This is a genomic window from Dyella sp. C9 (assembly GCF_003332825.1).
GTDB lineage: Bacteria > Pseudomonadota > Gammaproteobacteria > Xanthomonadales > Rhodanobacteraceae > Dyella.
Genome location: NZ_QIRF01000007.1, coordinates 94,217 through 116,207, shown reverse-complemented (window position 1 = coordinate 116,207; position 21,991 = coordinate 94,217). Strand labels below are relative to the sequence as shown.

The window sequence follows — 21,991 nt, the reverse complement described above, 5'->3', positions numbered from 1 at the left end:
CATGGTCATGTTTCCGGTCTCCCCCGACCGGCAAGCGATGTTCCCCCACCGCTTGCCGACCACTCAGATCAGACGCGAGCCCGTCGCGTCGCCGCCACTCAGCGCAGCAGGTACTGGTTGAGCAGGTTCTCGTAGAGCTCCTGCTTGCCGCTGCGCTTGGCCGGCTCGCCGTGCTTGGCGGCATAGGCATGCAGATCGGCCATGCCGAGCTTGCCCTGCGCGAAATCCTTGCCCGCGCCGGCGTCGAAGCTGGCGTAACGCTCGGCGCGCCACGTCTCCAGCGGCGAACGGGTGAGCAGCGCATGCGCCACTTCCAGGCCGCGAGCGAACGCGTCCATGCCGCCGATGTGGGCCAGGAACAAGTCATCCGCGTCGGTCGATTCGCGGCGCACCTTGGCATCGAAGTTGAGGCCACCCGGGGCCAGGCCGCCCTGGCGCAGCACCACCAGCATGGCGCCCACGGTGTCGTACAGGTCGGTCGGGAACTGGTCGGTATCCCAGCCGTTCTGCGCGTTGCCGCGGTTGGCGTCGATGCTGCCCAGCAGGCCGTGGTCCGAAGCCACCTGCAGGTCGTGCTCGAAGGTGTGGCCCGACAGCGTGGCGTGGTTGGCCTCGATGTTGAGCTTGAAGTCCTTGTCCAGGCCATGCTGCTTGAGGAAACCGGCGACGGTGGCGGAGTCGAAGTCGTACTGGTGCTTCATCGGCTCCATCGGCTTGGGCTCGATCAGGAAATTGCCCTTGAAGCCAATGCTGCGGCCGTAGTCGCGCGCCATGGTGAGGAAACGCGCGAAATGCTCCAGCTCGCGCTTCATGTTGGTATTGACCAACGTGGCGTAGCCTTCGCGGCCGCCCCAGAACACGTAGCCCTCGCCGCCCAGCTCCACCGTGGCGTCCAGCGCGGCCTTCACCTGCACGGCGGCGCGCGCCACCACGGCGAAGTCCGGATTGGTTCCGGCGCCGTTCATGTAGCGCGGATGGCTGAACAGGTTGGCGGTGCCCCACAGCAGCTTCATGCCGGTGGCCTTCTGGCGCTCCTTGGCCAGGGCGACCATGTGCTTCATGTTCTTCTCGTACTCGCCGACATCGTCGGCGTCGGGCGCCATGTCGATGTCATGGAAGCAGTAGTACGGCACGCCCAGCTTGGTGAAGAATTCGAACGCGGCATCCATCTTGGCTTCGGCGCGCGCGAGCGGCGTGCCCTCGGCATCCCACGGATACACGCGGGTACCCGGACCGAACGGATCGTGGCCGGCGTTGCAGAAGCTGTGCCAGTAGCACACCGCAAAACGCAGGTGCTCGGCCATGGTCTTGTCGCCGATCTTCTTGTTGGCGTCGTAATGCTTGAACGACAGCGGGTTGTCCGACCCGATGCCCTCGAACGGGATGCTGCCGATGCCGGGGAAGAATTCGCGTTTGCCGATGAAAGGAGTGCTCATGTGTTCGATCCTGGTCGGGAAGTGAGATGAAGCCGGACTCGGCGGCGAATCAGACGGCACCCGCGGCCGGGGGATTCGCGTGGAACGATTGGGTCGCCTCCAGATGGCGGAGGAACTGCCGGTAAGGCGCCTGGTAGGCCTGCACGCTGCGCGGATCGGGCCGCGTGGACAGGCCCGGGGCAATCAGCACGTGCTCGCGCGCCAGCTCGGCGAGGTCGGTGCCGCCGCCCAGCGACCACAGCGCCTGCAGCGCGGCACCGAAGGCGGCGCCTTCGGCCTGCAGCGGCACTTCGACCGGCAGGTCGAACACGTCGGCGATCATCTGCCGCCAGGCCGGGCTGTGGCTGCCGCCGCCGGTGAGGCGGATGGCATCGAAGTGGAGGCCGGCACGGCACAACGCGTCGTAGCCGTTGCGCAGTGCGTAGGTGGCGCCTTCCATCGCGGCGCGATAGACATTGCCGCGCGTGAAGTTGCCCAGGTCCATGCCGTGCAGCGCACCGCGCGCATACGGCAGGTCGGGCGTGCGCTCGCCGTTGAAGAACGGCAGCATCACCAGCCCGCCGGCGCCAGGCAGCGTGCCGGCCATCACCGCATCGCCATCGCGCGTGTTGAAGCCGAAGGCCCTGGCCACGCTCTCGGTGGCGATGGTGCAGTTCATGGTGCAGATCAGCGGCAGCCAGCCGCCGGTGGACGAGCAGAACGCGGCCCAACCCGCGTCATCGTCCACCACCGGGTGGTCGGCGCAGGCGAACAGCGTGCCGGAGGTGCCCAGGCTCATGCTGAGCACGCCGGGCTCGACGTTGCCGGTGCCGATGGCCGCCATCATGTTGTCGCCGCCGCCGGCCGATACACGCACGCTGCGCGGCAGGCCCAGTTCATCGGCCATCGCCGGCGCGATCGGGAAGCTAGCGTTCGACTCCACCAGCGGCGGCAGGCAGGCGCCCAGGTCGCGATCGGGATCGGTGGCGTGCAGCATCTCGGCCGACCAGCGGCGCGTGCGCACGTCGAGCCAGCCGGTGCCGGAGGCGTCGCCGTACTCCATCCAGCGCTCGCCGGTCAGCCAGAAGTTCACGTAGTCGTGCGGCAGCAGGATGCTGGCGAGCCTGGCGTAGACCTCCGGGCGATGCTTGCGCGTCCACGGCAGCTTGGAGGCGGTGTAGCCGGCGAGGATGGGGTTGCCGGCGATGGCCACGCAGCGCTGCGCGCCGCCCACCGCGGCCATGATTTCATCGCACTCGCGCTGCGTGCTGGTATCGCACCACAGCTTGGCCGGCGCCAGCACGTTGCCCGCCGCGTCCAGCGGTACGAAGCCGTGCTGCTGCCCGGATACGCCAATGGCGACCACGCGGGCACGGTAGGCCGGGTCGAGCTTGGCGAAGCAGGAACGGATCGCCTCGATCCACCACTGGGCCTGCTGCTCGCGGCTGCCGTCGTCGCCAGCCATGAGTTCCAGCGGATGGCCATGCGTCGCCACCAGGCGGCGCGCCACGGCATCGTAGGCGACCAGCTTGACGCTCTGGGTTCCTACATCAAGTCCAACCACAAGGCTCATACGTTATCCGCGACCAAAAATGTTAGCGCTACCACCGAGCTGCCCAATAAAACCCCCGAGCTGGTGGGCAGGGCCGGAAGAGGCCGCCTGCCGTCAGATGGAGGTCGTTCTGGCGGACTGTACTAGCGCTCCGCCGAAATGCCATGTCGCATTGCAAAAAAATGCTTTTCCCGGCTTGATGCAGCGCAGCGTGTCGCCACGTGTGCGAGACGCTACCGTCCGCCGCTACTACCTGTGCCCCTGGGGTTGCTGGATGTTGCCGCACCGCGTCGCGCTGCTTTTCAACGCCAACAAGGTCTACGACCGGCAGGTCATCGCAGGTATCGGCGAGTACCTCACCTTCACCCGCGTGAAGTGGGACCTCTTCATGGAAGAGGATTTCCGTAGCCGCACCGTCGGCATCCGCCAGTGGCGGGGCGACGGCATCATTGCCGACTTCGACGACCCGGTGGTGGCCGAGGCCGTCTCGGCGCTGTCCATTCCGGTGGTGGCCGTGGGTGGTTCGTACACCGACGAAACCCAGTACCCGGCGGGCATTCCCTATGTGGCGACCGACAACCGAAAGCTGGTGCAGCTGGCCTATGGCCACCTGATCGAACACGGGCTGGAGCGCTTCGCCTTCTTCGGCAAGCCGCCCGAGCGCGACAACCGCTGGGCCCACGAGCGCGAGATGTGGTTTCGCCAACTCACCGCGGCCGATGGCCTGGAAGGCATCGTCTACCACGGCTCCTCCACCAGCGCGGGCGGCTGGGGCCGCGCGCAGGAGGAAGTGGTGGAGTGGGTGCGTTCGCTGCCCAAGCCGATCGGCATCATCGCCGCCACCGACGCGCGTGCGCGGCAACTGCTGCAGGCCTGCATCGTGGGCGACGTGCCGGTGCCCGAACAGGTGGCCATCATCGGCATCGACAACGATCCCATCGTGCAGGTGCTCAGCTGCATCCGGCTCACCTCGGTGATCCAGGGCGCCGAGGAAATGGGCCGCACCGCGGCGCAGCTGCTGCACCAGATGCTGCACGGCGGCGATTGCTCCGGCACCCGGGTGCTGGTGCCACCGGCGGGCATCAACATGCAGGCCAGCAGCCAGTACCAGTGCATCCGCAGCCCGCACGTGATGCGCGCGCGCCACTACATCCGCCAGTTCGCCTGCATGGGCATCAAGACCGAGCAGGTCGCCAGCTACGTGGGTGTGTCGCGCACGCTGCTGGAGGAACACTTCAAGCGCGAACTGAAGAAGTCCGTGCACCAGGTGATCCTGGAGCACAAGCTGGAACGGGCACGGCACATGCTTGCCGACCCGAGCATCTCGCTCACCGATGTCGCCGTGCGCAGCGGCTTCACCTCGCTGCAGTACATGTACGTGGTGTTCCGGCGCGAGTTCAACTGCACGCCCAAACAGTACCTGGAGCGCCTGCAGGCCTGAGCGCCGGCTCAGGGCGACACCGGGTCGCCGTAGAGGATGCCGCGCCCGCTGGTGCCGAAGTAGACACGCCCAAACACACGTGGGTCGCCGGTGATCATGCTGATCTCGCCGTAACGGTGCGCGTCGTCGTCGATGCGCCGCCAGTGCGCGCCGCCGTCGACGGAGCGGAACATGCCCTGCTGCTCCCCGCGCCGGCCCGCCGCATACAGCGTGGACTGCCCGCTGCCCGGCGCGGCCTTGCCGAAGCCCAGTGCATCGACGCGGGTGAGTTCGCCCGCGGTGGCGATGCGCCGTCCGTCGTCGCTGCCCAGCAGCAGCCCGTCACGGCTGGACAGATACAGCTGCCCCGCGGCATCCGGCGAAGCCTGCAGGCGAAGTCGCGACGACGATGAAGCAACCGCACCCAGCTCCCCCTGGATCGGCTGGAAATGCGCGCCGCCATCGTGGCTGGCGAACAACCGCTTGCCTTCGGCGTCGATCGCGTAGAAGCGCCGCGGGTCGACGCGATCGGCCACCACGCGCAGCTCGCCATCCAGCCCGCTGATGTTCTGCCAGCTCACGCCGAAGTCGTCGGTGAAGTAGCCGTGGCGCGCGTCCCGCGGAAACCACAGCACGCGCTTGCCGTCGGCGGCTATGGCGATGCTGCCGCCGCCAACGCCTTCCATGTGGGCCGGCTCGCTGGCGAACGCCTGCCAATGGACGCCGCCATCGGTCGAATAGGCCGCGCGCACCAACGGCTCGGGCATCCGTCGCAGCCAACCGCTGCGCACGATCACCTCGGGCTCGCCGCCGGCGTAATCGATGTCGTCGGCGTCGGTATAGCGCGGCGGCGAGGCGAAGTGGGGCGGCGCCACGTCGAGTTCATCGTGGCGATAGCCGTCCAGGTCATACATGGCACTGAGCAAGTGCGCACCCGTCGGCGGACTGATGATCTGCTTGGCGACGATTTCCTCCAGTCCGTCGTCAACGAATCGCCAGTGTACCGTGCCGCCGTGCTCGACCTGGCGCAGGTCGCCGGTGGCCCATACGCCATAGCCGGTGGTGAACCACGCACGATCGGGATCATGCGGATCGACCGCGATCGAGGCGATCCAGTGCGGCATGTGTTCGGGCAGCCAGACCGGTTGCGAGGTGTCGAACTGCGATTGCGTGAATACTTCCTGCCAGTGCGCGCCGCCATCGGTGCTGCGGAACAGTTGGTCGCGCGGCGTGTAGTGGCCGAAGGTGGCGGTGAGCACGGCCTGCGGATCGCCCTCATCGACGGTGATGGCGCCCCAGCCATAACCGCTGGGCTGGCCCTGTGCGCGCGGCAGCGGCGTGATGTCGGTCCAGCGTCCGCTGCCGGGCTCGTACTTCCACACCGCGCCTTCGTGCATGACATCCGGGCCCGACTCGTCGGCATAGCTCAGGTAGTAGCTACCGTCACGCGCACGCACCATGTGGTTGGGACGCAAGCCCGTGGGCTGGCCCTGCACCGCGCTCCAACTCTTGCCGCCGTCGCTGGAGCGGTACAGGCTGGTGCCCTTGGTGGACACTCCGGCGTACACGGTGCGACTGGCGTGGCCCTGCGTGCCGCTGGACGGATCGAACACCACGAGCACGACGCCCACCGGTTGCGTGCGCGAGCCGTGCCTGGCGCTGCTGTCGGGACCGCTGGCGACGTCGGGAAATCCGCTCACCCTGCTCCAGTGGGCGCCATGGTCCGCGCTGCGCCACAACCCTGCGGTGCGCGATCCAAGGAACAGGATGCTGCCGTCGTTGGGATCGATCGCGATGCGCTCGCCGTTGTTGCGTCCCTGTTCGTTGCCGCCGACGGGAAACGGCAGGTCGCTGCGCGTGAAATGAGCGCCGCGATCGGCGGAAGCGAGCACCGCGCCGTTGCCGGCCCATTCGGCGGTGTAGGTGCCGGCCAGCAGGTAAAGCCTGCCGGCGTCACGTGGGTCGACCGCAAAGCCATCGACGCCGTAGAGGTTGTTGTCCGAAGCAGGCAGCCAGTCGAGCAACGGCACCCATTGCGCCTGTGCCTCGTCCCAGCGATAGGCACCGCCGACATCGGTGCGTGCGTACAGCAACCCATGGCCCGCGGGCTGGTAGAGCAGGCCACTGACGAAGCCGCCGCCGCCGATCTTCACGTTGGCGTAGTGGTAGGGCACCGCGGGCTCCGCCGCATGTGCCCATGCCGCAAGCAGAACGGGCGCGGTGGCCACAAGCCACCGCGCCCGCCTTGCCCAGCCGTGTGCTGGTCGTGTCATCAGAAGGTGGCTCGGAACACCAACTCGTAGCGGCGGTCGTTCATGAACAGCGAGCGTGTGTAGAGATTGTAGTCCACCTGGCCCGTCGTATAGGTGGTGGGTCCCATCAACACCTTCTGCGTGGTGTTGCTCAGGTTGTTCATCTGCAGGCCAATCTGCATGTTCTTGTTGAAGTGGTAGAACACCGAGGCATCCAGCTGGCCGGAGGCGGCATTCCACATCGGCAGGTAGGTGTCGCCGGTGTCATCGGGCGTGATCAGGTAGCGGCTGCGCCACGACCAGGCCAGGCGGCCCGACCAGTTGCCGTACTCGTACATGCCGATCACGTTGTAGCTGTGCGTCGATAGGCCGGCCATCGGCAAGCCTGGGTTGGTGACGATGTACTGGGGCGAGCACGAACCATTGGCATGGTTCGGATCGCACGAGGTGGTGCCGTAGATCTTGCTGCTCTGCAGGTAGGTGTAGTTGGCCTGCAGGCCCAGGCCCTTCAGCGCGCCCGGGAGGAAGTCGAAGAACTGCGAGTAGCCCACCTCGCCACCCTTTACGTTGCCGGTGCCGGCGTTGACCGGTCCGCTGACCGCCACCTGCTGGCCCTCGACCTCCTGCTGGAACACCTCGTTGGTGATGTAGTTGTGGATGTCCTTCTTGAACAGCGTGGTGTACAGCTGGCCGGTGGGTGCGAAGTACCACTCCAGCGCCAGGTCATACTGGTTGGCCGTCATCGGCTTGAGCGCGGGGTTCCCGGTGCTGCTGCCGGTGAAGCCCTGGAAGCTGGCCTCCTGGCCTGCCGCACCGCCCCACGAGGCGCCGAGCTTCAGGTACGAGTAGAGCTGCGACAGATCGGGGCGGCTCATGCCCTTGGATGCCGCCAGGCGCAGCTGCAGGTCGTCGGTGAACTTGAAGCGCAGGTTCAGGCTGGGCAGCACGTTGTGGTAATCGTTGCGGCCGTTGAGCGGGTAGTACTCGCCATTGAACAGCGCGGCCTGCTCAGGCGTCAGCGTACTGGTGTTGCCGGAGAGGTTGCTGGAAGTGGGGTTGAGCACCGAGCCCATGGCGTTGAGCTGGGTGTAGACCAGGCGCGCGCCGATGTTGCCGTCGAACGGCACGCCCAGCGCCTCCTCATTGCCAAAGTACAGCGCGGCATAGGCCGCCTGCGTATTTTCCTTGAGCGAGGCGTTGTAGCCCAGCGTGCCCACCAGCGGCTCCTGCGACTGCCAGCTGCCGGAGTTGGCCATCTCGATCTGGTACAGCGCATTGACCGCCCTGGCGTAGTTGCTCACGAGCGCGTTGCTGGGGAACCACAGCGTAGTCGGCAGGTTGGCGCCACGGAAGAAGTTGCCCATCGAGAACGACTGCTCCATCCACGACGGGATGGTATTGGCCCAATCCAGGCTCGACGGACCGGTGTAGCCCCCCTGCCACACCTGGCTGATCGGGCCCCAGTTGTAGTTGCTGTTGGTGTTGTTGCTGTCCGCATCGCGATCGGTGGCGCGCAGGCCCACGCGGAAGAACTGCAGCCAGCTGCTGTCGACGAAGTTGTACTCCAGGTCCACGCGCGCGGTGCGCTCCATGGCGTAGTCGTACTCGAGGTGATCCATCGCCGCTGCCAGGTAGTAGTTGGCGGAATTGGCGAAGAAGCCGGGGTTGCTGGATACCAGGCTGGGCGTGCCGGTCACGGTCACGTAGGCGGGCGGCATGTAGAACTGGTTGTAGACAGAGAAGTCCACGGTATTGCTGGTGGACTTGACGAACTGCACCGAGCCGCTCAGCAGCATGTTGTCGCTGAGGTTGTACTTGAAGCTATTGGACCAGTCGGTGGTGCGCGTGAACTGGGTCTGCATGCGGTTGTCGGTGTAGTACTCGACCGCACCGTTGGGACCTGCCGGCGGCGAGCCCTTCCACGCATTGGACGCCATCTCGCCGCTGGTGAACACGCCCTGGTCGTTGTAGTTGAACTGGGTGCCAGCGGCCGGCAGCACGTCGTTGTAGTTGCTTTCGTTCGTCTGCACCCAGTGCTCGTTCCACTGCAGGTTGTAGTTGGAACGGAAGAACTGCGAGGACAGCTCGAGGTTGTCGTTCGGACGCCACTGGAAGGCACCGTAGATGCCGGTGCGGCGGCGCTGCATGTCCATTTCCTGCCAGTTGATGTCGCCCGGCACGTAGACGTTGCTGGTGGGCGATCCGGCGGCGATGTTGGGCGCGTAGTACGCGGTGTCGGTCGCGTTCGGACGCAGCACGTACGGGTTGGTCTGGATGCCGTCGCTGCGCGTGGCCAGCTCGGAGTAGGAGACGTCGATCAGAGCACCGAATTCGCCGAGGTCGTCGCTGTGCCAGCGGTTGCTGTAGAGGAACGAGGCCGACGGCTTGGACTTCTTCGCCATGTCGCCTTCGTTGACGCCGCCGGAGAACGCGATGAGCTGGCCTGGGTTGTCGAACGGCATGCGCGTGCGCAGATCCACCGTGCCGCCGATGCCGCCCTCGATCATTTCCGCCGACGGGTTCTTGTACACGTCCACGCCGGCCATCAGCTCGGCCGGCACGTCCTCGAAACCCAGTGATCGGCCATTGTTGGCCGAGAAGCTTTCGCGCCCGTTGAGCAGGCTGGCCACGTAGGGCAGGCCGCGGATGAGCACGCTGCTGCCTTCGGCCGAGGGATGGTCCGGATCGTCGTCGGCGAGGAAGTGATCCACCGTCACGCCGCTGATGCGCTGCAGGGTTTCGGTCACGCTGCGGTCCGGCAAGGCATTGATGTCGGAGGCGGTCACCGAATCGATGATCTGGCTGGCGTTCTGCTTGAGCGACTGCGAAGACTCAAGGCTGGCGCGGATGCCCGTCACGGTCACACCGTCGAGGTTCTCCACATCCTTGCCGTCGGCCGTCTTCTTCTTGTCCTTGCTCTTGTCCGCGTCGGTCTTGGCATCCGGCTTGGCCGGTTGCGCCGTGCTGCCGCTGGCTGGCTGGCCTGTGTCCTGCGCCAGGGCGATGGCAGGCACATACAACAACGACAATCCCAACGCGATGGCCGTCGCCAGGCGGCGGTTACGCAGCGACGTACGCGAGGGTGGATACAGGCCTCCCTGCAACGCGGACGATTGCATCGTGCTCTTCATTATTTTCTCTCCCCCGACAAATGTGACGTCGCCAACGGCCCTCGCCGAACGGCTTGGTTGTTCTGTTCGCTTTGCAGGCAAGGCCCGCAAGGACTTCCGACCGACTGCTCCCCACAGCGCGGTCTTCGGTGTCTGCCTAGTGAATAGGACGAGTTCCCGCTAAACAATTATGAAAATGCAGGCGCGGCTTAATGATTCTTCATTTGCTGTTGCCGCAAACCACTGCCGGAGGCTTCCGGGCATGAGTCTTTGACCAGTGGCACTGGTGAAATTTGCTGGTGCAGCGCAACAGACATCCGCCGCAGGCGCAAACAACATGGCGCAACTTCCTGCGCGACTGCGGCCGACGGCCTACTGGAATGCCTTCACCAACTGCAGCCAGCCGCGCGCCGACGGACGATGGCCCGCCAGCGCCGGCGTACCACCGATGGGCGTGGCGACCTGCAGCCGTGCCGTCCATCGCGAGGGTCCGACCCAGGCGAGACCGAGTCCGCCACTCGAAAGCACACCATGATTGGGGCCGCCGGCACCCGGCCAGGACTTCGCGTTCACCCACACGGCGCCCTGGTCGAGCAGCACCGAGGCCTGCCACTGCCCGGGCCAGGACAGGTGCAGGTCGCGCCGAAGCTCCGCGGTGGCGAGATAGCCCGAGGCACCGGCCAGCGTGTTCACCTCGTAGCCGCGGACACTGTCGGGACCGCCCAGCAGGAACTGTTCGGCGCTGTCGAGATTGCGCCGGCTGTATTGGCCGTCCAGCGCCAGGTAGAGGCTGGTGGACGCGGACAACGCCTGCAGCCGGCCGAGGCTGGCATCCCAGCGCGTATACGTTCCCTGGGTGTCGGCCGACGCGGCATCGGCGGCCTGTGCATCCTCGTTGTCGAACGACACGCGGCCGTGCGTGGCCACCAGCGAAACCGTCGATGCGCCGCTGCCTTCCCAGGCGTCCCGCTCGCTGGCGAGCACGCCTGCGTTCCAGGCCAGGATGCGGCGGTCGTCGCGCACGTCGGTGCTGTCGACGTCGTCGTGCAGGCGCTTGTCGTCCACGCCAAGCCGCGCGCTCACATTCCATGCCGTACTTCGCCACAGCACCTGCGAGAGCCACAGGCTGCCCTGGTCGGCCGAACCGCGCGACTGCGTGTCGGACAGCGAGCCGCCCAGCCGGTAGGCCAGTGCGGAATAGCTGGCGCCCATGCGCATGCCTCCACCACCCAGCGCCAGCTCGTAGGCCAGCCGCCCATAGCGCATGTCGCTGCCCGAAGTGGTCGCGCTGATGCCGAGCAGGTCGCCCAGCCCCAAGGGCTCCACCACGGAAAGGTCACCATCACCGCGCACGCGGCCGGTATAGCGATCGCCGTAGTCGTCCAGCTTCAGGTCGCCGATCACCGGTGGCGCCGGGTCAGCCTGTACCAGCAGGTCGGAAGTGCCGGGCTGGGTGCCCGCGCTCAGCGTGGCGTGGGCATCGCCACCGGGAAGATCGTCGATCAGCAACAGGCGGCGATCCAGCACATTCTGGTCCACCATCGCTCCCGCCTGTACCGGACCCAGCGTGGATTGCAGCAGGCCGTCGCGCACGGGTCCGTGGTTGTCCAGTCGCACCTGGCCGTAGCGCGCCTCCACCACGGCGATGCGCACCACCTGCTGCCGCACTTCCTGCGGCGGCACGATCGCCCGCGCCAGCGGATAGCCGTGGGCGTGGTAGTAGTCGGTGATCCTGTGCGCCAACGCCCGCAGCTGCTCGAGGGTGAGCATGCGACCTTCGCCGTCGGCCACCAGCGCATGCAGGCTGGCGGTATCGAACACGGTGTTGCCCTCGATCTCGATGCGCTGCACGAGAAGGGGCGGCGACTGCGTCGCGGGCGCGACCGGCAGTGGCTGCACCGTTACGCTGGGCGGCGTGTTGGCTGGCAGGCCTGCGCGCGGCTGCAATTGCTGCAACAGCTGGCCACCGGTGGGGGCGTTCTGCGCCATCGTCGTACCTACGGCGCAGAACGCCAGCAGCCATGCCGACACGGTCGCGCGTGCAACGCTCGGGTTCACCTTGACTCGCTTGCGCATGGCGTGGAAGGACCTCAAGGCGTCACGGCAGCGCCACCCCTTGGCCCACTACGCGCACACTGGCCTTGGACGGTAGCGCTCCCGCCGTGCTGCCGCCCGAGGAAGCCGACTGCGCGTCATCGAGCAGGGTTCCGCCGGACAACGGCGCTGCCTCCGCGCTTGCGACGGCGCCACGTCCCGTGCGCACGGGGCGCAAGGTCAGCGCAGTCGCGTTGCCTGGCGATTGCACGAACACGTAGTTCTGTGCCGTAAGCCCGCTGCCATCGATGGCGTAACTGCCCGCGAGACTGCCCGACGTGGCGCTCGTCGTCCACACCAGCGTGCCGCTGGTCGCGTCGGCGAGATTCTGTCCATCGACGAAACCGACCACCCGGCCCGACATGCCCGTCGGTGTTTCGCCATCGGGCAAGCTGAGGCGATTGGCGATATAGGTCAGCGTGGCCGGGTTCACCGTCAGGGTGCCGTCGACATAGGTGATCGCGTAATTGGCGGCCGTCAGCCCCTCGGGCGCGATGCTGTAGGTGCCGACATTCGTGGCGCCCTGCGCGGTGCCTGCATATTGCAGCCGGCCGCCCAGTACCGATGCGTTCTGGCCATTGACGAAGCCGCTATAGCTGACGCCGTGTCCGCCGGCATAGGCACGGCCGTTGTAAGTCTCGCTGGTGCTGTTGGCAGTCACGGTGAGCGGAGCCGGATCCACGTACAACAGGCCCGGCATATAGGTGATCACGTAATTGGACAGCCCCGTGCCCACCGCCTGGCTGGCCGCGATGGTGTAGGGCGAGCGGGCCACGTTGGCGCTGGCAGGCGCGCCCGCGCTGGCCAGCGTCACGCCGCTGACGCTGTCATTGCCCACCAGCCCGCTCTCCGAGAAGGCGGTGCTCCCGAGGCTGAGCGTCTGCCCATAGGTCTTGCTCTGGTTGGAGGCCGTGATGACGAGCGAGGCAGGCGTGATGGTGCCAATGTCCGCATTGGCGCTGTTGCTCGCCAAAACGTAGTTGCCTGCGCTGGCGCCGATCAGCGCGAGGCCGTTCACGGTCACCTCCAGCTTGCTGCCGACGTTGGCCGAAGCGTAGCTTCCCGCAGCGGGGTCATCGAGGCTCACCTGGTCGCCGCCGATGATGCCCGACAAAGTGTAATTGCCGGCAGCCAACGTGGCCGTGCTGGTGCCGTCATAGACCTTGCTGACCGTACCGGTGAGCCCGGCCGCAAGCACCGCCGGATTCACCGTCAGCGTGCCGTCGTCGTAAGTGATGATGTAGTTTGCGGCGGAAAGCCCTTCCGGCGCGATGCTGTAGCTGCCGGCATTCACCGCGCCCTGCGCCGTGCCGCCGTAGGCGAGTGAGCCACTCAGCACCGATGTGCCGTCGCCATTGACGAAGCCGCTGTAGGTCACCCCGTTACCCCCGGAGTAGGCCAGGCCGTTGTAGGTCTTGCTGGCGTTGTTCGCGGTGATGACGAGTGACGCGGGATCGACAACGAGTGCCCCGACGTAGGTGAGCTGATAGTCCGGCGCGACCGTGGCGCCCTCGCCCCCGATCACATAGCCACCCGCATTGCTTGACGCGCTTGCCGTGGTCAGCCAGTTGATGCCCGACGTGTTCACCAGCGCGCTGGCATCATTGCCGTCCTGGTCGGTGACGCCGGTGATGCCGATGGATTGCGCGGAAGACCCGTAAGTCTGGCTGCCCGAGGCAGTGACCAGCACATAGGGCAACGCCTTCAGCACCGGGTACGGATAGCCGGCCACCCAGGTGTTGCTGGTATCAAAGGCGCCGGTGGCGACGGGGCCTTCGGTGAGCCATTGCGGGGTGGCAAGGCCGATGGCACCGGTGCTGCTGCCCAGACCGATACCGGTGGTCGAACCCGACGTGCTGGTATCCCAGTAGACACCCGTGAGCGAACCTTCGTTGTGTCCCGCGAAGGCACCGACGTAAGCGCCACCGCTGCCCGAGGCGGATCCAAGGCTGTAGGCATCGGCGATGCTGCCGCCCGCCATGTTGTAGCCGATGAATCCGCCGACGCCGAAGCTGCTCTGGTCGGTCGAGACGGCACCGGTGGCGTAGGCATTGCTGATGCTGCCGTCGTTGCCGCCGGCAAAACCACCCGCGTCCGCTTCGAGTCCGGTGGTCGACACCGCGCCCGACGCATAGGCACTGGCAATGGTGCCGCCGTTGAAGCCGGTGAGGCCGCCCGCGTAGACCGCCCCCTGCGAGGGGCTGGTCAGGCTGGAAGGCGCAGCGCTGGTGACCGCGCCAGTGGCGAAGGCATTGTTGATGGAACCGGCGTTGTAGCCGACAAGGCCACCGAGGAAGAGATTGTAGGCTCCCGATACCGCACCGGTGGCATAGACCTGAGTGAGGCTGCCGCCGTTGTAGCCGACCAGCCCGCCGATCGACGGGATGTTGAGCCCGCTGTTGCCGGCCAGTTCCACCCCCATCGCATTGGGGTCGCTCACTGTCGTGGTGGCGTAGGCATTGGAGATCGTTCCCTCGTTGTCACCCGCGAGCGCGCCGACTTCGTTCTGCGCGCCACCGCTGACCGTGCCGCCCACCAGTCCAACATCCGTCACCAGGCCATTGCCGCCGCCGTCGCCCACCTGGCCGAACAGGCCGGCATTCGTGGTCAGATCGTTGATGGTGAGGCCATTGATCGTGTGTCCCAGGCCGTTGAACGTGCCGGTGAACGGCGTGGTGGCACTGGCCGGATATGCCGTGCCAGTCGCGGTCACCAGATTGTTGTAGCTGGTGCCGATCGGCACGAAACCACCACTACCCCAGACATCGTTGCCGGTGCCGGTCGCGCTTGCATCGATATTGCCGCCAAGCACGTAGCTGCCTGCCGGATTCATCGCCATCAGTTGCAGCTGGTGCGCATTGGTGATGGTGGTGGCGTATTCCGAGGCCAGCATCGGCAGCGTGCCGCCATTGCTGCCGTTGAGCGTGCCGTCGCTGTCGACCATCACCCAAGCGTTGCCTTGCGCGCCGGGCGTGGTGGTGAAGTTGAAGCCTTGATACGACGACGCGGCATACGGGCTGGAGCCACTGCCGCTAAGGCCGGTTACGCCAGTGGAAGTACCCGCTGCAACGCCTGTAGCGGTGCCACTGCGGTCTTCGTTCCAGTAAGCGTTGCTGATCGTCCCGCTGTTGTAGCCCACGAAACCGCCTATCGTGCCATCCCCTCCCACGGTACCGGTGGCATAGGCGTTACTGATCGTTCCCCCACTATAGTTGGAGCCCACGAGGCCACCGACATAGTCGCTGTTGGGGCTTCCGTTGACGGCGCCGGTGGCATACGCGTCGGTGATCGCGGCCTCATTCATCCCGACCAAGCCACCTACCGAATAGCTTCCGCTGACAGCCCCCGTGGCGTAGGCATTACTGATCGAACCTACAAAGAGGTTGTAGCCTACCAAGCCACCATCAATGCCGCCGCCAGCCACCGGGCCGGTAGCGTAGACGTTGCTGAGCGAGCCCTCGTTGATACCCGCCAGACCACCCACGGAACCAGACCCGCTGACATCGGCTACTGCGCCATTAGCGTGGGCGTCGTTGATCCAACCGTCGTCGTAGCCCACCAGACCGCCGATGGATCCACCGTCCCCCGTGACCTCACCGCTGGCGTAACTGTTGCTGATATAGCCAGCGTTTGCCCCAGCCAAGTCTCCAACATCGCCTTCGCCGGTTACCGTGCCCCCGATCAGTCCCAGATTGCGAACATCTGCATTGCTGCCGATCCAACCAAACAGGCCTACCGCGATCGCACTGGGCCGGTCGATTGTCAGATGAGTGATCGTGTGCCCGAGCCCGTCAAACACGCCCATGAAAGGCGATGCGCTTGTACCCAGCGGCGCAAAACCCGCACCGCTATTCCAACCGCTGGTAGCACTGGCATCGATATCAGCGCCCAACGCGTAGTCGCCGGACAAATTGCCATTGATGCCCTGCACGTCGGTGCCGGTGGTACTGCCCGGCGCCCCCAGGTTGGTGATGATGGTATAGGGGTTGCCATTGATGGCCAGGCTATTGGCGCTGCCGGTGAAGTCGACGCGACCACTGCCCAGCGCCACGTTCACCGTGCCGCCCGCAACGCCGGTGTCGGTACCATTAGCGGTGGCGGTATTCATCACCAGTCCCGCATTGCCGCCTGCCGTCATCACCGCGTTGATGTTGATGTTGTTGGCGGCGGTGATGGTAAGCGTGTTGGTATTCCAGCCCACGGCATCGTTCACGTTGATGTTGCCGCTGCCGCTCACGCTTCCGCTGCTGGATTCGATGGTGACGTTGTTGCTGCCCAGTTCGCTGCTGAGCGTCTTGCCGGTGATGTCCCCGCCGCTGGCGGCAATGGTGAAGTCCTGCGGGTCGATCAACCAGCTGCCGTTCTGGCCGTACGTGGCCTTGCTGGTGATCACGGCATCGTTGGCCACCGAGACCTGGCTGGCCGAGGTCTCGATATGGCCGCCGTTGCCACCTGCTGGCGCGCTTGCGTCCAGCGTACCGTCGACGTTGACCGTACCCGCCTGCGCGCCGCCAAGCAGGCTGATGCTGCCCGCATGGTCCTGCACCGTCTGCGCTTCCACGCTACCGGTATTGTTGACTGCACTGGCAAGCAGGCTGTCCTGTGCACCGGCGGTCATCACCACACGTCCACCATCGGCGACGATCAGGTTGCGGTTTTCCGCCAGCGCATCGAGCGCGCCCTGGTCCACCTGCACGCCAACGAGCTGGTCGCCCGAGAAGCTGAGCGTGGCCGCGCTGCCGCCCGCCAGCACCACGGTACCAAGTTGCGCGCGGATCACGCCCTGGTTCGATACCTGGCCCGCCAGTAGCGCCACGTAGCCACCTGGAGCCGCCGCAAGCTGGCCTTGGTTGACCACCTTGCCCGCACCCGAGCCACTGAAGCTCATCGTGTTGCTGTTGAGCGCGGCGTCGGCGACGTTGAGCGTGGAGGCCACCAGGCCGCCTGCGTTGACCTGTGCTCCCGGACCAAACAGCACGCCATAGGGATTGATCAGGTAGACCTGCCCGTTCGCATCCAGGTGACCGTAGATCTGCGAGCCATTGACGTCGGCAATGCGGTTGACCGCGATGCTCGAAGCGTTCGGCTGCTGAAAATCCACGGTGGCCGCCGCGCCAACGTTGAAGCTTTGCCAGCTCAGCGAAAGATGCTGGCTCTGCTGGGAGATCGTGGTGGTATTCGACGATTGCGTGATGCGACCGCTGCCCGACGTCACCTGGCCACCCGCGGGCAAGGTATTGGCTGGGGGTTCACCCGCCCTTGCCGTGTCTACCACGGTGAACAACATGGCCGCCGGCAGCCACAGGCACAGCCAGGCGAGACGCGACGGGCGCGGCACGGCGTGGCGCGGTACCCGGCCTGCCTTGGTCCGGCGCGTGGCCAGTTCCGACGCGATGACCCACAGCTGGCGCGTGGGGTTCCAGACGAGGCGATAGGTCCGGTTCATGGCAGCAACCTCGATGTCAGCGAGGAGGGCGCGTCACCGGCCGCAATCGGTCATGCATGACGCGTGGTTTGCACGCGTGCCATCAGGGAAAGTCGCGCCATGGCACGCATGCGTAGTGCGTGCCCTAAAGTCCTACGGTGGGAAGGTCTCGTCATCATCCGAACGGATGACGTCCGGCACGTGTCCGCGCGCGGTGTTGCGCAACGGGCACACGGCAAGGACTTGCGATGAAGGCACGCCCTAGCTCAGGGCCGCGACAGCACCAACAGGCGCACCAGCTCGGCCTGTCGGCCCACGCCGGTCTTGGCAAGAACGCCACGGAGCTGGGTACGCACAGTGTTCTTGCTGACGCCGCAGACGTCCGCGGCCTGTGCGAGCGTCTGTCCGTTGGCCAGGCATTGCGCCAGGTCCGCCTCCGCTCGCGTGAGTTTCCACAGGCTTCGCCAGTGATCCCGGTGGGGCAGCGGCTGGTCTTGTGATGCGCGACTGAAGAACACCACCACGCCGGTGTCCGCCTCGCTCCACGACAGGCTGACCATTCGCTCCACCGGACACAGCTTCGCCACGCCGACCCAGCGGCCACGTGCATCCACGATGCGCATCGACACGGGTTCCAGCGCGGGGCTGCAAGCGAAGATGTAGTGGCGCATTACCAGCGTCTGCTGCAACGTCGGCAGGCGCAACGCGCCGTCGGGCTGGCGCGTGAACAAGCCTTCGGCGGCCATGCCCTCGGCGGAGGTGTTGCAGTGGCGGACACGCCCCTGGCGGTCCAGCAGCACCACGCCTTCGTCAAGCCGGTCGAGCGCGCTGCGAAACGTCCTCACGTCGGCCTCGAGCCAGCCCATGCGCTGCTGCAGCAGGTAGGCGCCGCGCAGGTGCGGCAGCAGCGCGCGCCCCAGGGCCCGCTCGTCGTCGTTGTAATAGCCCTCGCGTCCTTCGCGGTTGATGGTCAGGTGCGCAATTCTGTCCGGGCCTTCGTTGTGCAGGCACAACGCCATGCCATGCGCGACATGGGCCGGCTCCATCAGTTCGCCGTAGAAGCGGGAGTCGTACAGCTCCGCAGGCGTCAGCAGGCCTTCGTCATCGGCCATGCCCTCGCGATACAGCCGCTCGCCACCCCGGATGTACCAGGGGTGTTCGTTGGACAGTTCGCGGTATCGCGGCAGCAGGTCCGTGGGCATGCCTACGCAGGTGTCGATCTGGCCATGCTGATGCAGCACGTCATGGGTCTGGAATGCCACCGCATGCGCGCGAAAGGCATCGCCGAGCAGCCCGAGGAACGGGCTCCAGTCCGCGTCCACCTGGGGCATCGCATACAAGGCATCGAGCAACGGCACCAGAACCCGACGGTCCATGGGACGGCCTCCCCGCACAACCCTCGCAGAGGTTTCATCCAATTGGATGACCTCGCAATACGTCTTACGGGGGACAACATCACAGCCACGACCACGCGCCCCGCAGACTCCGTGGAGTCTCAGCGGATCGTGCGCCGACGGGGGAGAAAACACAGTGGTGGCTATGGGTGGACTCGAACCACCGACCCCAGCATTATGAGTGCTGTGCTCTAACCGGCTGAGCTACATAGCCTTGGGTGCCGCCCGCCTCATGGGTGTCGACGTGGTGTCGATCAGGCAGGGCCCGGCAGTTTAGTGGGCTCTGGCCGAAGGATCAAGGGGTCAGCTTGCCCCGGTCTCCCCCGCATGGTTGAATCGTTTTGCGGGCAACAGCGCTGAGCGGCAGGTATTTTTTGCCGCGCCGGCCGACCCCAAGGAGGCAACATGATCGACGTCGATGGCTATCGTCCCAATGTAGGCATCGTGCTGCTCAACGCAGACGGCCGCCTGTTCTGGGCGCGCCGCGTCAATCGTGATGGCTGGCAGTTCCCCCAGGGCGGCATGCGCAGCGACGAGACGCCGCTCGAAGCGATGTACCGCGAACTGGAGGAGGAAACCGGCCTTTCGCCGCACCATGTCGAGGTGATCGGGGCCACCCGTGGCTGGCTGCGCTATCGCCTGCCCAGCCGGTATGTACGGCACCACCAGCGCCCGACCTGCATCGGCCAGAAGCAGGTGTGGTTCCTGCTGAAACTGGTAGGGGACGAGCAGTCCCTGCGCCTCGATGCCAGCGAGAAGCCCGAGTTCGACCACTGGCGCTGGGTGGATTTCTGGTATCCCGCCGGCCACGTGGTCAATTTCAAGCGCGACGTCTACGAACGGGCCTTGCGCCACTTTGCGCCCATGGTCGAGGCCCTGCTCAGCGTGCAGCTGGGCGAGCTGCCCCAGCGCGCCAACGACGGTCCGCAAGGCGGCAACCGCAAGGGCCGCGCAGCCGCCTGACCGGCCCCGCAGGCCCCCAGCAGCCCTGACACCCGATCCGTCCGGCGCCCCGCGGCAGGCCGGTCAGGGGCGTGCCTGCGTCTGCCGGCTCCCTGGAGGCGCCCCGGTCGCCCGGCCGGGTCCCGCTGGTCGTTTTCTGTTCAGCTAACACTTGTTGACAATCATTCGCGTTTACATTCTTATACGCAGCCATGTATATCTGCATGTGCAACGCCGTCACCGACGGTGACATCCGCCGAGCCGCCGCCGATGGCGTGCATCACTTCGCCGACCTGCAGGCGCGCACCGGTTGTTCGGACTGCTGCGGCTGCTGCGAGCAGGATGCCCGCGCTACCCTGAGCAGGGCTGTGCAGCAGATGACGTTGGCCATCCCGGTGGTGGCGGTCGCCTGACCCCTGCAGCACCGTCGAATTCCCGTGAAACGCGCAGCCCCGGCTGCGCGTTTTTGTTTGGCCACTTCTAAGTCATTCTCGTTCCGTCATGGCCGTCAAGGACGCCGTATAGTCGCCTGCTGTAAACGCAAGGAGACTTCTCATGAAGGGCGACGCCAAGGTCATCGAGTTCCTCAACAAGGTGCTCTACAACGAACTGACCGCCATCAACCAGTACTGGCTGCATTACCGCATGTACAAGGACTGGGGCTACGGCGAACTTGCGGAGCATGAGCACAAGGAATCCATCGAGGAGATGAAGCACGCCGATCACCTGATCGAGCGCATCCTGTTCCTCGACGGCCTGCCCAACCTGCAGCATCTGGGCAAGCTGCGCATTGGCGAGAACCCGGTGGAATGCCTGCAGGGCGACCTCGACCTGGAAATGGCCGCGGTAAGGGACCTGCGCGAAGCGATTGCCTACAGCGAAGGCATCGCCGACTACGTCAGCCGCGACCTGTTCAAGAACATCCTCCACGACGAGGAAGAGCACATCGACTGGCTGGAAACCCAGTTCAGCCTGATCAAGGACATCAGCGCCGAGCGCTACCTGCAGACCAAGATCGACAGCTGATCCACGGGCAGCCCGATGCCTGTCCCGCCACCGGGCAAGCCGGTGGCGATCGGGGCCGGCCCCATGGCGGTCCCCCGGAGCATCCGCGTTATCGTGCCGGCAGCGCGGGCGCACGCGCGAAGCGTGTCACGGTTCCTTGACGCTTTCGCCATGGCGCGGCTATACCTTGGCTTTTCCCGGGAAGGCCGCGCATGGCGTCACGCCCACCACCGCGTTTCGTGGTTCGCCCGCACGACGCGGCTGGCCTGCGGCGGCGTGCGTTGTGGCTGGGGGCCGCCTGGCTGGCCACCCTGCTGCTGACCGGCCTGGTGGTCGGCATGCTGGCCCACCGCGGTACCCCGGCGGCCATCGAGAAGCGCGAACTCACCACGCTCACCCAACGCAACGACGAGTTGCAGCAGCAGGTGGCCAACCTGCAGCGCGCCAATCAGGTGGCCGACATCGCCACCCGTTCGCTGCGCCAGACCTTGTCCGAGCGCGAGGAGGAAATCAGCGGACTGCGCGCCGACCTGGGTTTCTACTCGCGGCTTACCGGCGGGGATGCGCAGCGCGAGGGCCTGAAGGTGCAGGAAGTGCGCCTGCAACCGGTGGCCAACTCGCACGCCTGGGATGTGACCCTCAGCCTTACCCAGAACGCCAAGCGCGGTGAGGACGTGAGCGGCAACGCCAGCCTGAGCGTGGAGGGCTTGCGCGGTGACAAGGTGGTCCAGCTCGCCTGGGATTCGCTGGGTGACAGCGCACACAGTGCGGGCATCCCCTTCCACTTCAAATATTTCCAACAGCTGCACGCCACCATCGTGCTGCCCGCCGACTTCCGGCCGACCCGCCTGCTGATCACCGCCCAACCCGGCGGCGACGATGCGGTGAGCCGCAGCGTGGCCTGGGGTGATGCGCTGTCCGGCCACCTCACACCGACGCAAGGAGAACAGGATGCTCAACCGTAAGCGCGCCGAGCGCACGCCCGCCAACCCGGACACCAGCCTGATCGCCCGCGGCACCCTGATCCGCGGCGACGTGCGCTTCAGCGGCACCCTGCACCTCGATGGCCGCATCGAAGGCTCGGTGCATGCGGAAGACGATGGCGCCGTGTTCACGCTGAGCGAGCACGGTCTCGTGCAGGGTGAGATCCGGGTGCCGCACGCCATCATCAACGGCCACGTGCAGGGCGACATCCACGTCACCGATCGCCTGGAACTGGCGCCGGAGGCCCGCATCACCGGCGACGTGCATTACCGCTCGCTGGAAATGGCCGCCGGCGCCCAGGTCAACGGCCGCATGAGCCATCACGCCGCCGAGCTGCCGCGCGAGCTGCCCGCTCCGTCCCTGGTGGCGGAGCCGGTGCCGGCCTGATCGCGCTATCC

General features: G+C 66.1%; 13 protein-coding genes and 1 tRNA gene. 6 read left to right on the top strand and 8 right to left on the bottom strand.

From position 1 onward, the window contains the following. Positions 1–98: 98 nt before the first annotated feature. Both xylA and xylB read right to left on the bottom strand, forming a co-directional pair. Positions 99–1,436: a xylose isomerase gene (gene xylA, locus DVU99_RS10905; RefSeq protein WP_114240239.1), complete on the bottom strand. Its 1,338-nt coding sequence runs from the start codon at positions 1,434–1,436 to the stop codon at positions 99–101. Positions 1,437–1,485: 49 nt separating this feature from the next. Then, a complete protein-coding gene (gene xylB / locus DVU99_RS10900; protein ID WP_114240238.1) occupies positions 1,486–2,988 on the bottom strand; it encodes a xylulokinase in 1,503 nt (500 codons plus the stop codon). Between the two features lie 190 nt (positions 2,989–3,178). Here xylB and DVU99_RS10895 point away from each other — a divergent pair, with 190 nt between their 5' ends. Further along, positions 3,179–4,408: a DNA-binding transcriptional regulator gene (locus DVU99_RS10895; protein ID WP_232823559.1), complete on the top strand. Its 1,230-nt coding sequence runs from the start codon at positions 3,179–3,181 to the stop codon at positions 4,406–4,408. An 8-nt stretch (positions 4,409–4,416) separates the two neighbouring features. Here DVU99_RS10895 and DVU99_RS10890 read toward each other — a convergent pair whose 3' ends face one another. The 6 genes from DVU99_RS10890 to DVU99_RS10865 all read right to left on the bottom strand — a co-directional run bounded on the left by DVU99_RS10890 (position 4,417) and on the right by DVU99_RS10865 (position 18,876). Next, positions 4,417–6,561, bottom strand: coding sequence for a sialidase family protein (locus tag DVU99_RS10890; protein ID WP_114240291.1), 2,145 nt, complete (start codon positions 6,559–6,561; stop codon positions 4,417–4,419). Between the two features lie 98 nt (positions 6,562–6,659). Beyond that, entirely contained in the window at positions 6,660–9,770 is a 3,111-nt protein-coding gene (locus DVU99_RS10885; RefSeq protein ID WP_232823558.1) for a TonB-dependent receptor, read from the bottom strand. 351 nt (positions 9,771–10,121) lie between these two features. Beyond that, the gene (locus tag DVU99_RS10880) at positions 10,122–11,825 is read right to left on the bottom strand and encodes a ShlB/FhaC/HecB family hemolysin secretion/activation protein (RefSeq protein ID WP_114240235.1); all 1,704 of its coding nucleotides are present in this window, start codon (positions 11,823–11,825) and stop codon (positions 10,122–10,124) included. Positions 11,826–11,847: 22 nt separating this feature from the next. Then, complete coding sequence (locus DVU99_RS10875; protein ID WP_114240234.1) at positions 11,848–17,289, bottom strand: MBG domain-containing protein; 5,442 nt, start codon at positions 17,287–17,289, stop codon at positions 11,848–11,850. Positions 17,290–17,534: 245 nt separating this feature from the next. Continuing rightward, the gene (locus DVU99_RS10870) at positions 17,535–18,644 is read right to left on the bottom strand and encodes a LuxR C-terminal-related transcriptional regulator (RefSeq protein WP_114240233.1); all 1,110 of its coding nucleotides are present in this window, start codon (positions 18,642–18,644) and stop codon (positions 17,535–17,537) included. A gap of 155 nt (positions 18,645–18,799) precedes the next feature. Then, positions 18,800–18,876, bottom strand: a tRNA-Met gene (locus DVU99_RS10865). A 191-nt stretch (positions 18,877–19,067) separates the two neighbouring features. Here DVU99_RS10865 and DVU99_RS10860 point away from each other — a divergent pair. The 5 genes from DVU99_RS10860 to DVU99_RS10840 all read left to right on the top strand — a co-directional run bounded on the left by DVU99_RS10860 (position 19,068) and on the right by DVU99_RS10840 (position 21,980). After that, positions 19,068–19,625, top strand: coding sequence for an RNA pyrophosphohydrolase (locus tag DVU99_RS10860; RefSeq protein ID WP_114240232.1), 558 nt, complete (start codon positions 19,068–19,070; stop codon positions 19,623–19,625). Positions 19,626–19,828: 203 nt separating this feature from the next. Then, positions 19,829–20,017, top strand: a complete 189-nt coding sequence (locus tag DVU99_RS10855) for a bacterioferritin-associated ferredoxin (protein WP_232823557.1) — start codon at positions 19,829–19,831, stop codon at positions 20,015–20,017. 142 nt (positions 20,018–20,159) lie between these two features. After that, positions 20,160–20,630, top strand: coding sequence for a bacterioferritin (bfr, locus tag DVU99_RS10850; protein ID WP_114240230.1), 471 nt, complete (start codon positions 20,160–20,162; stop codon positions 20,628–20,630). A gap of 191 nt (positions 20,631–20,821) precedes the next feature. After that, a complete protein-coding gene (locus DVU99_RS10845) occupies positions 20,822–21,574 on the top strand; it encodes a DUF6776 family protein (protein WP_114240229.1) in 753 nt (250 codons plus the stop codon). Beyond that, positions 21,561–21,980 (top strand): polymer-forming cytoskeletal protein, encoded by a 420-nt coding sequence (locus tag DVU99_RS10840; protein ID WP_114240228.1) that lies wholly within the window; start codon positions 21,561–21,563, stop codon positions 21,978–21,980. The genes DVU99_RS10845 and DVU99_RS10840 overlap by 14 nt, the downstream gene beginning before the upstream one ends. The last annotated feature ends 11 nt before the right edge of the window (positions 21,981–21,991 follow it).